Below are 15,254 nucleotides of genomic sequence, written 5' to 3'. Positions count from 1 at the left end.
TTATTTTTTAGAATTTTTACTTAGTAATACATTTAATATTTCATGATTTAGAGAATAATCTACGGCTAAATCAATTACATGTACTCCTTTTAAGTTTAATGTTTTTGTTAAAATTTCTTCGAATTCTAATACAGATTTTGGTCTGTGTCCAATAGCTCCAAAACTTTCTGCATATTTTACAAAATCTGGGTTTTTATATTCTAGTCCAAATTTAGGGAATCCTTCTCCTTCTTGTTTCCATTCAATCATTCCGTAGGCATTATCATTTAAAATAATAATTACCAAATCTAAATCCATTCGAACAGCAGTTTCTAATTCTTGCGAATTCATCATAAAACCACCATCACCATTTACAGAAATAACTTTTTTATTAGGATATAATTCTTTTGTCATAATTGCCGAAGGAAAACCGGCACCCATTGTTGCCAAAGCATTGTCTAAAAGTAAGGTGTTTTGTGCATAAGCAGGGTAATTTCTGGCAAACCATATCTTATAAATTCCGTTGTCTAGTGTTACAATTCCGTCTTCGGGTAAAATATTCCTTGTAATTTTTACTAAACGCTGAGGTAGTATTGGGAAGCGATTGTCTTCTTCATATTTAGATAAATGACGCAATACATTCTCTTTTATTTTTATAAAAAAATCTATATTCCATTTTTTTGCATTCGATGCTAGCTCTTTTGTTAATTGATGTATACTTGTTGCAATATCTCCAATTACATTTAACTGCGGAAAATAAACTTCATGAACTTCTGCTGCAAAAAAGTTAATGTGAATCACTTTTCTGTTGTCATCGGCATTCATAACAAATGGTGGTTTTTCTATGGTATCATGACCAACATTTATAATTAAATCTGCTGCTTCTATGGCTTCATGTAAAAAATCGTTAGAAGATAGAGCGGCAGTTCCTAAATAAAGCGGATTTCTTTCATCAATAATTCCTTTACCCATTTGTGTGTTAAAAAAAGGAATTTCTAATTGATCTACAAAATTAGTTAAAGCTTCACTGGCTCTTTTTCTATTTGCACCAGCACCAATTAATAATAACGGTTTTTTTGCTGAAAGAATCATTTCTTTTGCTTCTAAGATGGAGTTTGTATTTGCAGAAGGAATTTTGGACTTATTCACATTAAAATACTGTGGATTCTGTACGACTTCTTTAGAAACGTCTTCCGGAATTTCTATATGCACTGCACCAGGTCTTTCTTCTTGAGAAACTCTAAATGCTTCTCTAATTATAGCACTAGCATTCTTGCCATAGGTTATTTGTTTAGAAAACTTTGTAAGCGGTTGCATCATCTCTAAAATGTCTACAATTTGAAATTTACCTTGTTTGCTTTCTTTTATCGGTTTTTGTCCCGTTAACATTACCATTGGCATTGCACCTAATTGCGCATAAGCAGCAGGCGTCATTAAATTGGTGGCTCCAGGGCCTAAAGTAGACATGCAAACTCCTGGTTTACCGGTTAATCGACCATAGGTTGCTGCCATAAATCCGGCACCTTGTTCGTGTCTAGTTAATATTAGTTTTATTTTATTAGATTTTCTGATGGATTCTAACACGTCTAAATTTTCTTCACCAGGTAAGCCAAATATATATGCTACGCCTTCATTCTCTAAAGATTGTATGATGATATCTGAAGTTTTCATTTTAATAAGTTTAAAAGTTAATTTTTTATTGTTGAATTATGCTTTTTGAACAAAATTTTCCCAATCGGCAAACTTTTCTTCTTTCATTACACGCTCCATTTTTACTTGTCCACCTTTTTTCTTGTTATTATCATTCCAATTATGAAATTTTTCAACAGGAATTATGGTAACCTTTACACCTTTTAAGGCTTTACTTCTTGCAACTTTATAATTATTATTTGCTTCTTTTAGAAAATCATCTAAAGCTGTTGCAATTTTATCATTATCACCTTTTAGATCGGAACCTAAATACCAAGAATGATAAAACTCACCATCTTCAAACCGTTTGGCACAAATGGTATATTCTGTAATTGTTGTTGAAAATTTTTCTTCTATATGGTTTATCGCATCATCCATTTTATTGACGGATAATTGAGAACCAACAGTATTTAAAAAGAATTTTGTACGACCTGTAATTTTAATTTCTGCTTTTTCTACATCAGTAAATTCAATTGTATCACCAATTAAATAACGCCAAGCACCACTAACGGTACTTATAATTAATATATAATCGGTGTCTGTTTCAACTTGTTCTAAAGTTAAAGAAGGTGCATTTTGTTTGATAGATCCATCTTCATTTATATAATCTGGATTCATGGGTACAAACTCAAAATAAATACCATTTTCAGTATTTAACTGCATTGCATCAGTTTCAGGTCTTATTTGTGTCGCAATATATCCTTCGGAAGCCAAATAAGTATCTATAACCGTAACGGGTTTCCCTAATAAAGCTTTAAAACTTTTTTCATAAGGACTAAAAGCAACCCCACCAGAAGTATACACTTGTAAATTTGGCCAAATTTCATGAATGTTTTCTAAATGATGAAAATCAATAACTTTCTGCATCATTAATTCTATCCAAGAAGGTATTCCGCTTAAAGCACCAATATCCCAAGATTTTGCATTTTCTGCAATATGTTGTACACGCTCGTCCCAATCTTCAATCTTTGCAATTTCTTCTCCAGGCTTATAATAACCTTTAAACCAAAAAGGAATATTACTAGCACTAATTCCACTTATTTCTCCCTCAAAATGATCTTCCTTTTCATCTAAGTCTGTAGAACTACCTAACATCATAATATCTTTTTCGAAGAAATCTACTGGCAAATCAAAGTTATTTAAAGAAGTAACTTGTTTAATTCCAGAACTTTTTATGGCAGCAATCATTTCATCAGTAACCGGAATTCTTTTACTCGTTTTTCCGGTGGTACCAGAACTTAAAGCAAAATAAGACGGACTTCCAATCCAAGTTACATTTTCTTCACCATTATGAATTTTGTACCACCATTTTTCGTTTAAGGAGTTATAGTCAAAATAAGGAACTTCATCAGCAAAGGAAGTTTGTAAGTCATCACTTAAAAGAATGGATTCAAAATTATAAGCTTCACCAAATTGAGTTTCTTTAGCTGTTTCCAATAAGTTTTTTAAAACCTCTTTTTGAGCTTCGATGTGATTTGTTTCAGATGAAAGTGTATCTGTTAAATTGATGATTCCTTTAATAATATTTCCTAAGATTGCCATGATTTTGTTTTTATACAAAGATCAAGATTATGTAAGTATTAGATTAACTCGTATCATAGAAAAAGGAGTGCATTAGAGTTTTTAAAATTTGGTTTGAGTTAACATCTAAATTGTTTGCAATACCTCTTTATTCATAAATGTTATTATTTTGTGATGAACTTAAATTAGATATAAAATGAATACAGATAAAAACGAATTAGAAATTATTAAGAAATACGAAGAAAAAGGATACACCAATAATTATAGAGTTGTAGATGGGATACTAATTGATAACAAAACAAAAAGTACATATAAACCTACTGAGATTTTTATTGTTGCAGAACATCGGTTTGAAGGAATGAGTAACCCTGCAGATATGTCTATATTGTATATTGTTGTAACAGAAGATGATTTTAAAGGAACTTTTTTAGCATCTTATGGAGGAGCCTCGAGTACTGAAGCTGCTGAGTTCTTTAACGAGATTCCGAAAGAAAATGTATCAAATAAAGAAAATATATTTATGTAAAAAAGTATTCTTTATTCAGCTACACTATCAATTAAAATAGTGAGTAAGTCAATGGCAGCTTGTGCAATTTTTGTTCCTGGACCAAAGATACCAGCGGCACCAGCATCCAATAAAAATGGATAATCTTGAGGAGGTATTACACCGCCAACAATAACCATAATATCTTCTCGTCCGTATTTTTTTAGTTCTGCAATAACTTGCGGAACTAATGTTTTATGACCTGCCGCTAAAGAAGATATTCCTAAAATATGAACATCATTTTCTATAGCTTGTTTTGTGGCTTCTTTTGGTGTTTGAAATAGTGGACCAATGTCTACATCAAAACCTAAATCGGCATAACCAGTAGCCACCACTTTTGCGCCTCTGTCATGACCATCTTGCCCTAGTTTGGCAATCATAATTCTTGGACGTCTTCCGTCTAACTCTGCAAATTTATCAGATAATTTTGCAGCTCTGTTATAAAGTTTATCGTCTTTTATTTCTTTACTATATACCCCAGAAATTGTTTTATGAACTGCTTTGTGTCTTCCAAAAACGATTTCTAAAGCATCAGAAATTTCACCTAAAGTTGCTCTGTTTTTAGCTGCTTTTACAGCTAAATCTAGTAGGTTTTCTTTTCCTGATTTTGCAGCTTCTGTTAACGCTTCTAAAGACGTTTTAACTGCAGTGTTGTTTCTAGTAGTTTTTAAATGGTTTAATCTTTTAATTTGAGAACTTCGTACAGCTTCATTATCAACTTCTAAAATATGTAAAGGATCTTCTTTTTTTAACTGGTATTTATTAACCCCTACAATTACATCTCTTTCGCTGTCTATTTTTGCTTGTTTTATAGCAGCAGCTTCTTCAATGCGCATTTTAGGAATTCCCTTTTCAATGGCTTTTGTCATGCCGCCAAGTTCTTCAATCTCACAAATTAATTTCCAAGCATTGTTGGTTATATCTTCTGTTAGTTTTTCTACATGATAACTTCCTGCCCAAGGATCTACTGTTTTTGTTATATGTGTTTCTTGTTGTAAATATATTTGTGTGTTTCTTGCAATTCTTGCAGAAAAATCTGTAGGTAAAGCAATAGCTTCATCTAAAGCATTTGTGTGTAAACTTTGTGTGCCACCAAAAGCGGCAGCCATTGCCTCAATAGTTGTTCTGGCAACATTGTTAAAAGGGTCTTGTGCGGTTAAAGACCAACCACTAGTTTGGCAATGCGTTCTTAAGGCTAAAGATTTTGGATTTTTAGGATTAAATTGTTTTACAATTTTTGCCCATAACATTCTTGCAGCTCGTAATTTTGCAATTTCTGTAAAATGATCCATACCAATTGCCCAGAAAAAAGATAATCTAGGAGCAAAAGCATCTATTTCCATGCCTGCTTCAATTCCTTTTCTTATATATTCTAAACCATCTGCAAGGGTATACGCTAATTCTATTTCTGCAGTAGCACCTGCTTCTTGCATGTGGTAACCAGAAATAGATATAGAATTAAATTTTGGCATTTTACTGCTTGTAAATTTAAAAATATCTGCAATAATTTTCATAGATGGAGCAGGAGGGTAGATATAGGTATTTCTAACCATAAATTCTTTTAGAATATCATTCTGAATTGTACCAGATAATTGTTCTAAAGAAACACCTTGTTCTTCTGCGGCAACAATATAAAAAGCTAAAATGGGTAAAACAGCACCATTCATAGTCATGGAAACAGACATTTTATCTAACGGAATTTGGTCAAATAAAATCTTCATGTCTTCTACAGAATCGATCGCAACACCAGCTTTACCAACATCTCCTTGTACTCGTTCATGATCGGAATCATAACCTCTGTGAGTTGCTAAGTCAAAAGCAACAGACAATCCTTTCTGGCCAGCTTCTAAATTTCTTCTGTAAAAAGAATTGCTTTCTTCTGCAGTAGAAAAACCCGCATATTGTCTAATTGTCCAAGGTCTTCTAACATACATGGTAGCATATGGACCTCTTAAATTTGGAGCAATACCAGCTACAAAACCTTCTTGTATAAAAGAAGGTTTTGTGTTTTTATCTGAGTTTTTGAGTTTTATATGTTGTAATTCTTTTCTACTCATTTTTAGGGAGGCCCTCGTCTAGTTTCATTAATTTATACAATTCAACTCCAATATTTTTTACTTTTTTTTGTCTTTTCTTAATTTGAATATAACTCTTTAGGATAAAAGCTAAAGAAAATACGCACAATAGCATAACAGTACTAAATATAAAGTTGACACTGTTTCCAAAAAAATGATAAAACTTGTCTTCTAAAAAATAAAGACTGACTGCAACGAAAAAAATAAATCCTATTATAAGTGTAGGAAGTCTCTTTTTTAATTGTTGAATCTCTAGCTTTAACTCATTTTGTTTTTTCTGTTTAAATAGAATTTCTTTGTTTTTGTCCATTTTCATTTTATTATAAACTTTTTTCAGAATGTAATCGATCCTTTTCTAATAATTCTGAAAGCCGTTTTCTAGTTAATGGGGGGACTAGTGTTTTTATATTTCTTTGCTTAACAAAAGGATACAACTCTAAATCTTGTTGCATTTTATCTTCCTTATTTTGTTGCAAATTTGTACCTAAAAGTATAATTTCTTTTTGAAGGAAACTATTTTCTTCTTTTAAAGCACTCTCTTTAATTTTTTTCTGAATGATGCCGTTCTTTAATTGTTTTAAAAAACCGCCACTTTTTTCTATTTGCTTAAAAAGAGTTAATGCGTTTTCTGCTAATTGTTGTGTTATAGATTCTATATAATAAGAACCTTCGGCAAAACCCTGGGCTTCTGCTAAGTAACTTTCTTGTTGTAATATTAATAATTGATTTCTAGAAATACGATTTCCGAATTCGTTAGATTTATGATAAATTGCATCGTAAGAAACATTAGAAATGGTATTTGATCCGCCTAAAATAGCGCTCATACATTCTGATGTTGTTCTTAATAAGTTTACATTATAATCATAAATAGTTTTGTTTCTTAAACTTGGTTGCACAAAAATATGAGCTTCTAAATCTTCAATTTCATATTCTTTTATAAGTGTTGACCATAAAATTCTAAAAGCTCTTAATTTTGCAATCTCAAAGAAATAATTGCTTCCTACAGAAAAAGAGAAATTTATTTTTTCAGCAACGGTACCTCCAAACTTATTTAGATACTCATTTGCATGCGCTAATGTATAAGCGAGTTGTTGTGTAATTGTTGCTCCACAATTTTGATATAAATCTCCAGAAACAACAATACAATTTGTGGTGTTTTTCTGTATTCTCTCTAGCTTTATGAAATCTTCTTTTAAATTAAAAAACCAATTACCTGTTTCCGCTAAGTTACCGATTATATCAGTTTGAAAATATGTTTTTTCTGAATTTATAAATTTAGAAACTTCTAGCTGAAAGGTGTCTTCTAAAAAATGAAACTGAAAGTAGATGAAAATAGATTTTACATCAATATTAAGAAGTAGTTTTCTATAATCAAAATTCTTATAAGCAATAAATTGAACTGAATTTGCGCCTCTTTTTAAAGCGTCTATAGCTAGTAAATTTGCTATTTTTTCATCACCAACAAAAATAGTTTCACAAATATTAAATCCTTTTTTTGGAGTTTCTGTTTTAAGACTAGATCTATCTTCTTGTGTGTAAAATGGTTTTACAACAATACCTTCTTGAGTTTTCCATAACAACGTGTCATTATAATCTGCACCTTTTAAGTCTACTTGAATTTTATTTTTCCAAGCAGCGGGTGTAGTTTTTAGAAAATCATCAAAAAGAGAATTTTTCATTTCTTATTTTATGGTATCAAATTCTATTAAATAAATTTCTTCATTTTCTTTTTTCATTAAATACTTTTCTCTTGCAAATCGTTCTAATTGAATAGAGTCTTGAAGTTTTTTTATGGTAGCCTTGTCTTCTGCTATTTTCTTTTGATAAAATGAAATTGTACTTTCTAAGTCTTTAATTTCGTTGTCGAATTTTCTATGTTCTAAATAAGAATTTTCGTCAAAAAAGAACATCCAAATTAAAAATGGAATTAAGATTAAAACAAAAACATTTGTTAGAATCTTTACTGCCTTGTTATTTTTAAATTTGTTAAAAGTCATACTAAATTATAAACGATCGTTAATTACTGTTCTAACTACATCAATTGCAACTGTGTTATGCTTGTTATTAGGAATAATAATATCTGCAAAATTTTTAGTTGGCTCAATAAATTGAAGGTGCATTGGTTTTAAAGTATCTTGATACCTGTTTAAAACTTCGTCTATGTCTCTTCCTCTTTCTGTAATATCTCTTCTAATTCTTCTAATTAAGCGTTCGTCTGTATCTGCATGTACAAATATCTTTATATCAAATAAATCTCTTAATGCTTCATTATTTAAAATTAAAATTCCTTCTACAATAACCACTTTTCTTGGGTGTGTTTTAATGGTATCTGTAGTTCTGTTGTGTGTTACGAAAGAATAAACAGGTTGTTCTATTGTTTTTCCTGATTTTAATTTTTTAAGATGCTTAACAATCAAATCAAAATCGATAGCTCTTGGATGATCAAAATTTATTTTTGTTCTCTCTTCATAAGATAGGTTTACAGTTTCGTTGTAATACGAATCTTGAGATATTACACAAACCTCATCGGTAGGTAGTTGTTTAATAATTTGATTTACAACTGTAGTTTTTCCACTTCCTGTACCTCCAGCAATTCCAATAATGAGCATATAATTATGATTAAGATAATTAATTGTCTAAAATAATAAAGATTTATAAATATTTAGGATTTATTTAATCTTAAATAGTTCCTATTGTTAAAAAAGTGCTGTTTTTAATTAGCTGCATTTTTTAAAATAAAAATTAAATTATTATTTAGACTGATTTTTAGGGTTTTACATAAAAAAAGTCTCAAAAAATAATTTTTGAGACTTTTTAATAAATTGAGCCGATGGAGGGACTCGAACCCACGACCTGCTGATTACAAATCAGCTGCTCTAGCCAGCTGAGCTACATCGGCTTTTATTTTGAGAGCGCAAATTAAAGACTATTTTTAGTTACTACCAAATTAAATTTCACTTTTTTTTAATAAAAAAGCTTCAATTTACATTGAAGCCTTTAAAACAAGAATAATTTTACATAAAATAGAAGAAAATTGAATGATCATTTCCGTATTCTATATTTTAGAAACGTTAATTTATTTTATTTGTTGCTTTCCTATTTTTTAATTTTTTAAAAATTTCTATATGTGTCGTAAGTTAGAAATCTGCCAAAGCTTTTTTATAGGTGGTTAAACAACGTTCTCTAGCAGATTTATGTTCTACAATAGGAGCAGGGTATGTAAGTTCTTGAAAGTCTGGAACCCATTTTTTGATATAGTTTAAATCTTTATCAAATTTTTTAATTTGAGTAGTTGGGTTAAATATTCTAAAGTAAGGCGAGGCATCCACTCCGGTACCTGCAACCCATTGCCAATTACCAATGTTGCTGGCTTGTTCGTAATCGTGTAGTTTTTCTGCAAAATAGGCTTCTCCCCATCTCCAGTCTATTAATAAATGTTTGCAAAGAAAACTACCTACCAACATTCTAATTCTGTTGTGCATAAAACCTGTTTGGTTTAATTCTTTCATACCTGCATCTACTAACGGATAACCTGTTTCTCCGTTGCACCATGCTTTAAATTCTTCTTCATTATTTCTCCAAAGAATTCTATCGTATTTTGGTTTAAAACTCTCTTTAACGGTATGTGGAAAATGCCATAAAATCTGCATAAAAAACTCACGCCAAATCAATTCTTTTAAGAAAGTAATGTTGTTGCTTTTAGATGCTTCGTCAACCATTTTACGAATACTAACAGTACCAAAGCGTAAATGTGTGCCTAATTTAGAGGTACTATCTTTTGCAGGGAAGTTTCTAGTTTCTTCATACGTATCAATTAATTGAGATGTTACTTTGTATGAAGCAACTTTTATAGTAGATTCTATAAAACCAATGGCTTCTAATTTTAAAATAGCTTGATTTTCGCTTTTGATAAAATTCTCTAGCAATGTTTCTGATGGAAAAAATTGAATTCCCTTAAAATGAAACGCTTCTATCCATTTTTTAGAATAGGGTGTGTAAACTTTATACGGTGTCCCATCTTTTTTTACAATTTCATTTCTTTCAAAAATTACTTGGTCTTTATAGGTTTCAAAATTGATGTTTTTTGTTGATAAAAATTCCTTAATATCTAAATCTCTTTTTATCGCATAAGGTTCATAATCATGATTTGTAAAAACGGTATCAATGGTATGTTTTTCTGATAAAGAGTTGAAAATTTCTTTAGGTTTTCCGTGATAAACTTCTAAAACGCTGCCTACTCCTATTAATTTTTTATGAACATTCTCTATTTCTTGATGAATAAATGAAACACGAGCATCCTCTTTATTTAATTTACTTAAAATTTCTTCGTCAAAAATAAAAATTGGTAGTACTTTTTTTTCGGAGTTTAATGCATGATACAATCCGCAATTATCATCTAAACGTAAATCTCTTCTAAACCAAAAAATATGTATTGCTGTCTTCATTTATTGTTGTTATCTAATTTCTATAGACTAAAAATTTATTTAATTGGTGGGTAGTATTGTCCAAAAAGTTCAATTAATTTTTTTTGTCGGTATTCAAAGATTTCTTCTAATTTAGGTGCTACTAGTATTGGGTTTGCTATTTGACCTAAAATACCCATAGGAACTTTATAGTCTATGATATCTTCCATTTCTACGCCACCTTCAATTTCTTTGATAAAATGTTTGTGATGCCATAATGCGTAAGGTCCAAAACGTTGTTCATCTACAAAATATTCATTTTCTTTTACGTGTGTAATTTCGGTTACCCATTTTGTTTTTATCCCAAGAATTGGGGTAACAATATATTGTATAATCTGACCAGCAAACATGGGTTTTTCTGCTCCCGAAAGAATGTCAAAACTCATATAAGTAGGTGTAATTACTTTTAAGTTTTTAGGGCTAGATAGAAACTCCCAAGCTTTTTCTAACGTAATTGGTAATTTTTGTTTTCTGTGGAATGTGTATATTTTCATGTTAATTATGAATTAGAATGTAGAGGTTTAATGAAGTTGCAATACAAAGCCAAATCATGTATGGCAATAGTAGATATTTATAACCACCTGTTTTGTTACTTATTTTAAAGAAATAATAAAATAATGTAGCGGTAAGTAATACAATTGATATCAAGCCAATTAATACTAAATGTTGATTGAAGAAAATGTAGTTCCAACTAACGTTTAGAATAAATTGAATTATAAAAACGGAAAGTATTTTTGAGTTGTAATTGGTTGTAAATTGTTTACCTAAAAAGATAGAAAAGCAAATCATAATAAATGTCCAAGCAATTCCAAATACAATTCCCGGTGGTGTCCAAGGAGCTTGGTTTAGATTTGTGTACCAATCGGTAAGTGGTCCGTTATTCATTAACCAGCTTCCAATAGCTAGGGCTCCAAAATTAATTACTAAAAATAATAATGTAAGTTTTACTTGCTTCATGAGTGTATTATTTAGATTGTAAATACTCAATTTTTTTTTAAAATCTTATTTGCTTTTAGATGGCTTGTCGCAATATTTTCTATTAATAGCTTGTAATTTAAAAGCTTATTCATTGGCTATTTGTAAGAATCTTGTGGTTTTTTTATTTCAATTTTCTTTTTAAATATACAACAGAGATCTTTATTATTTTAGGTGTTTTGTTATTTTTGAACTCAACGGATTTGTAATTGAAAAATAATAATCAACTAATTCTCCTTCTGGTGAGACTAAATATTTTTGAAAATTCCATTTTACAGAAGAACTTTTTTTATTATTTAATTTCTTAGATGTTAGCCATGTGTATAATGAATGTTGGTTTTCTCCTTTTACATCAATTTTTTCTGTAATTAAAAAGGAAACACCGTAATTTACTTCACAAAACTCTTCAATTTCAGAAGAGGATCCTGGTTCTTGTTTTCCAAACTGATTACAAGGAACACCAATTACAACTATTTTATCTTTATATGTTCTATGCAACTCTTCTAAATCTTTGTATTGCGGTGTAAAGCCGCATTTAGAAGCTACGTTTACAAAAAGAATGTGCTTGCCTTTAAAATCTGACAAAAGAATAGGGGTATCCTGGAGACTATTAATCTCTATATTGTAAATATTCATATACTTTTGATTTATTTATATTTTAAAACTGACAATTCCGCAGTCTAACTCAAAAATTTGGCCAGAAATAGCACTCGCTTTTTCTGAGATTAAGTAAGATGCTAGGTCTGCAACTTCCTCAGGTGCTAAATATTTTTTTAGAGGATGACGTTCTTTTATGTTTTCAATCATTCGCTCATTGCGCAATAACTTAGAGGCTAACTCTGTATCTGTTACCGTTGGTGCAATGGCATTTACACGAATTAATGGTGCTAATTCTGCTCCTAAAGATTTAGTTAATCCTTCTACGGCAGATTTTGCAGTGGCTACACTTGCGTGAAAAGGCATTCCTAATTTTGCAGCTACTGTGCTAAATAATAGTATGGAAGGTTTGTTTCCTTTTTTTAAAGAGGGTAAATAATGTTGAATTGCTTTTACAGCACCAATTACATTAATCTCAAAGTCTTCTCTGAAATCATTTAATTTTAATCTAGAAATTGGTTTTAGGTTGATGCTTCCTGGGCAATAGATTATAGTATCTATTGCATCTATTTCAGGTAAATCATCTGTAAGGATATCACAAGTAAAGTGATTGAGGTTAATGTGGGAAAGTAAAGGAGCTGTTCTACTGATATTTATAATTGAATTTTCATCAATTAAACTATCAATAATAGCTTTTCCAATTCCTTTACTTCCTCCAATTACTAAAATTTTATTCATTTGCTTTTAAGGTCTTCCTTTTAAGCGCTTTTCAATTTTTTGTTTAACTGCTGTAAGGCGCTTCATTTGATCCATTATTTCAAGATCTTTTTCTGCTTTATATACTTCATTTAGCTCTAAAATTAAGGCTTTTACCTCTCTAGAAGCTACAATTCTATCACTAGTTGTTTTAAATGAGAACTTTCTATGTTCAAATTCTTCCGCTCTTTCTAATAAGTTCATTCTATGTTTCTCTTTTTTGATCTATAATTTGTGAATATAATTATAAAAGTTAGAAAAACAAGAGAAATCTGTAATTATTATGCAGTTAACGGTTTTCCTTTTAAACGTCTCTCTATTCTTTGTTTTATAAGGGTTAAACGTTTCATGATATCCATAATTTCAGAATCTTTATTCTTTTTGTATACCTCGTTTAAGTCTAATATTAAAGCTTTTGCTTCTCTAGCTGCTAAAACACGATCACTTGTAGTTGGAAATCTCATTTTTCTAGTTTCAAACTCTAATGCTTTTTTAATTAACTCCATAATTTAATTTTTCTGTATTGAACATTTAAATCTTCCTTTTTGGAAAGTTCTTAACTTTAAATGTTTTGTTTTTCTTCCCTGAACCTTTTTTCTCCACATTACAAAGCTTTTAGGCTTCATTTCTTTTCGCATTAAATCAATTACTTCTTGTTCTTTTAAGCTGAATTGATATTTTATTGCTTCAAAGGTGGTTGTATCTTACCAGGCGATTTCTATTATACGGTCAATAGTTGTGCCGTTTAATTGCTTCGTGTATAGATTTATCTTATAGTTCTATAGAAGTAACTTTTTATTACTTTAATATGTTTACAGCATTCAACGATCATAATCATATTAAAATAAATTACTTTTTTCTATTATTAAAAAATATATAAAGAAATCAGAGGACTATGTTTTTTATTAACAGTCATTTACAATTCAAAGGTAATAAATGTTTAACTGATATGCAAAGTAATTAAACAAAATTAACGTTTTAAATGATTGTATTTTTTATTTTGATAAAACTTTGTAAAGTTAAATAGTTTTTAAGGGAGAAATAATGAGCTTCTAAATAATTTGTCGCTATGTTTTTTTTGTAAATTTTTCTAAATTGATTATAGATAAAGATGCTTATAAGTTTTGTAAATAAAAGAGGCGTCTTTAAATGCGGTTATTTATTAAGCGTCTTTATTTATATTGTTAATCATACCGTTAAAAACAAACCAATGAAAAGGCATTACGGCATACCAATAGAGTCTACCCGCTAAACCATGAGGTCTAAATGTTGCTGTTTGATATAATTTTCCGTTATCAATTTTAAACTCTAACCAAGCTTCACCAGGCATAATCATTTCTGCATAGAGTAAGAGTTTTCCGTTTTCTTTATCAGCATAAATTACTCGCCAGAAATCTAAAGCGTCACCTACATTTAATTCTGTAGGGTGTCTTCTGCCTCGTCGTAAGCCTGCTCCTCCAAAAAATTGATCTAAGAAACCACGAATTTTCCATAGAAAAGTACCATAGTACCAACCTGTTTCTCCTCCAATTGCCCAAATTCTATCTAATGTTCTTTTTTTATCTTTTACAACTCTTACTTTATGATCTTTAAAACAGCCATATTCTGGAACGTTTACAAACTCGTGGACAAAGTTTTTTAATTTACCACTACTTATATAAGAATCTTTCCAACTAGAAACAATACTGTTTTGTTCAATTTTTTTAAAAGCTAATTTTACAGCTTCTTTGTAAGGCATTGGGTTTACATCTAAAATGGTATTAATGTTACTTTTGTTTCCAATAACTTCTACGCCCATAGAATTTACTAAAGAGCTTGCTAGTTTATAAGAAGTAGAGGTTACAAAGTAGAGCCAATAAGAAGATAGTTTTGGCGTCATTACGGGCACTGTTAAGATGTGTCTTTTTAGTTTTCTAACTTCTGCAAATTGCAGTAACATTTCTTTATAAGTTAAAATTTCGGGTCCAAAAATATCGTGTGAAGTATTATATAATTCTTTTTTATTTAATGCTTTATGTAAAAAAGATAAGACATCTCTAATAGCTAAAGGTTGTGTTTTTGTATTTAACCATTTAGGAGCTATCATTGCAGGTAATTTTTCTACAATGTCTCTTATAATTTCAAAAGAAGAACTACCGGATCCTACAATAATTCCTGCCTTAAAAGTGGTTAAGGCATATTTGTCTGACGCTAGTGTAATTTCTACGTTTTTTCTAGATAATAAATGTTTAGACAGCTTGGTGTCGTTGGTTATTCCGCTTAAATAAATAACTTGTTTTATGTTTGTTGTTTCTGAAAAACGTTTAAAATTGAGTGCGCATTTTTCTTCTAAAAGATGAAATTCTTTTGCAGAATTAGACATTGAGTGAATTAAATAATAAGCGGCGTCTATATCTTTCGTTATATTAAGAAGACTGTCGTTGTCTAAAAAGTCAGCTTCAACTAATTGAATATTTTTTTGATTTCTGTAATAATTTTCAGCTCTTATTTTATCTCTTACAGGGCAAATTATAGTATGTCCATCATTTAATAATAACGGAATTAAACGTTTACCAATATAGCCAGTTGCACCTGTTACAAGAATTTTCATAGACTTTGTTCTTTTTTTTTGATACGAGAATTATTTCTTTAATTTGGGTTTGGAATAACAGTCTA

The 15,254-nt window shown here is 30.0% G+C and carries 16 protein-coding genes, 1 tRNA gene and 1 pseudogene; 1 reads left to right on the top strand and 17 read right to left on the bottom strand.

Annotated elements, in window-relative coordinates:
- Nucleotides 1–1,650 (bottom strand): acetolactate synthase large subunit, encoded by a 1,650-nt coding sequence (locus GQS58_RS09980; RefSeq protein ID WP_166385408.1) that lies wholly within the window; start codon nucleotides 1,648–1,650, stop codon nucleotides 1–3.
- Between the two features lie 36 nt (nucleotides 1,651–1,686).
- Nucleotides 1,687–3,210, bottom strand: a complete 1,524-nt coding sequence (locus tag GQS58_RS09975) for a GH3 auxin-responsive promoter family protein (RefSeq protein WP_166385406.1) — start codon at nucleotides 3,208–3,210, stop codon at nucleotides 1,687–1,689.
- 175 nt (nucleotides 3,211–3,385) lie between these two features.
- Here GQS58_RS09975 and GQS58_RS09970 point away from each other — a divergent pair, with 175 nt between their 5' ends.
- Nucleotides 3,386–3,715, top strand: a complete 330-nt coding sequence (locus tag GQS58_RS09970) for a hypothetical protein (protein ID WP_166385404.1) — start codon at nucleotides 3,386–3,388, stop codon at nucleotides 3,713–3,715.
- A gap of 11 nt (nucleotides 3,716–3,726) precedes the next feature.
- On the opposite strand, the gene scpA is transcribed toward GQS58_RS09970, so the two are convergent.
- The 15 genes and pseudogenes from scpA to GQS58_RS09895 form a co-directional block, all read right to left on the bottom strand.
- Nucleotides 3,727–5,790 (bottom strand): methylmalonyl-CoA mutase, encoded by a 2,064-nt coding sequence (scpA, locus tag GQS58_RS09965; protein WP_166385402.1) that lies wholly within the window; start codon nucleotides 5,788–5,790, stop codon nucleotides 3,727–3,729.
- Nucleotides 5,783–6,124, bottom strand: a complete 342-nt coding sequence (locus tag GQS58_RS09960; RefSeq protein ID WP_166385400.1) for a hypothetical protein — start codon at nucleotides 6,122–6,124, stop codon at nucleotides 5,783–5,785. Before GQS58_RS09960 ends, scpA begins: the two co-directional genes overlap by 8 nt.
- 4 nt (nucleotides 6,125–6,128) lie before the next feature.
- Nucleotides 6,129–7,487, bottom strand: coding sequence for a methylmalonyl-CoA mutase subunit beta (locus GQS58_RS09955; RefSeq protein WP_166385398.1), 1,359 nt, complete (start codon nucleotides 7,485–7,487; stop codon nucleotides 6,129–6,131).
- A gap of 3 nt (nucleotides 7,488–7,490) precedes the next feature.
- Nucleotides 7,491–7,805 carry an FtsB family cell division protein gene (locus GQS58_RS09950; protein WP_166385396.1) on the bottom strand — a complete coding sequence of 105 codons (315 nt, stop codon included), beginning with the start codon at nucleotides 7,803–7,805 and terminating at the stop codon, nucleotides 7,491–7,493.
- Between the two features lie 6 nt (nucleotides 7,806–7,811).
- Nucleotides 7,812–8,417, bottom strand: a complete 606-nt coding sequence (gene udk, locus GQS58_RS09945) for a uridine kinase (protein WP_166385394.1) — start codon at nucleotides 8,415–8,417, stop codon at nucleotides 7,812–7,814.
- Nucleotides 8,418–8,633: 216 nt separating this feature from the next.
- Nucleotides 8,634–8,707 (bottom strand) — tRNA-Thr (locus tag GQS58_RS09940).
- Nucleotides 8,708–8,945: 238 nt separating this feature from the next.
- Complete coding sequence (locus tag GQS58_RS09935) at nucleotides 8,946–10,253, bottom strand: cryptochrome/photolyase family protein (RefSeq protein ID WP_166385392.1); 1,308 nt, start codon at nucleotides 10,251–10,253, stop codon at nucleotides 8,946–8,948.
- Nucleotides 10,254–10,288: 35 nt separating this feature from the next.
- Nucleotides 10,289–10,765, bottom strand: coding sequence for an SRPBCC family protein (locus GQS58_RS09930; RefSeq protein ID WP_166385390.1), 477 nt, complete (start codon nucleotides 10,763–10,765; stop codon nucleotides 10,289–10,291).
- 1 nt (nucleotide 10,766) lies between these two features.
- A complete protein-coding gene (locus GQS58_RS09925) occupies nucleotides 10,767–11,228 on the bottom strand; it encodes a TspO/MBR family protein (protein ID WP_166385388.1) in 462 nt (153 codons plus the stop codon).
- A 183-nt stretch (nucleotides 11,229–11,411) separates the two neighbouring features.
- On the bottom strand, nucleotides 11,412–11,882 hold the full coding sequence (locus GQS58_RS09920) for a glutathione peroxidase (RefSeq protein ID WP_166385386.1): 471 nt from the start codon (nucleotides 11,880–11,882) through the stop codon (nucleotides 11,412–11,414).
- A 15-nt stretch (nucleotides 11,883–11,897) separates the two neighbouring features.
- Nucleotides 11,898–12,581 carry an SDR family NAD(P)-dependent oxidoreductase gene (locus GQS58_RS09915; protein ID WP_166385384.1) on the bottom strand — a complete coding sequence of 228 codons (684 nt, stop codon included), beginning with the start codon at nucleotides 12,579–12,581 and terminating at the stop codon, nucleotides 11,898–11,900.
- Nucleotides 12,582–12,587: 6 nt separating this feature from the next.
- Nucleotides 12,588–12,803, bottom strand: a complete 216-nt coding sequence (locus GQS58_RS09910) for a hypothetical protein (RefSeq protein WP_068448590.1) — start codon at nucleotides 12,801–12,803, stop codon at nucleotides 12,588–12,590.
- Between the two features lie 77 nt (nucleotides 12,804–12,880).
- Nucleotides 12,881–13,105 carry a hypothetical protein gene (locus GQS58_RS09905; RefSeq protein WP_165732956.1) on the bottom strand — a complete coding sequence of 75 codons (225 nt, stop codon included), beginning with the start codon at nucleotides 13,103–13,105 and terminating at the stop codon, nucleotides 12,881–12,883.
- A gap of 3 nt (nucleotides 13,106–13,108) precedes the next feature.
- Nucleotides 13,109–13,333, bottom strand: a pseudogene (locus GQS58_RS09900) (TIGR03643 family protein).
- A 428-nt stretch (nucleotides 13,334–13,761) separates the two neighbouring features.
- Entirely contained in the window at nucleotides 13,762–15,189 is a 1,428-nt protein-coding gene (locus GQS58_RS09895) for an SDR family oxidoreductase (protein WP_166385382.1), read from the bottom strand.
- Nucleotides 15,190–15,254: the final 65 nt, after the last annotated feature.

Origin of the sequence: Polaribacter sp. 11A2H (genome assembly GCF_011379025.1) — a bacterium.
In the GTDB taxonomy this organism is placed as follows: Bacteria; Bacteroidota; Bacteroidia; order Flavobacteriales; family Flavobacteriaceae; genus Polaribacter.
This window is presented reverse-complemented; position numbering and strand designations above follow the sequence as displayed.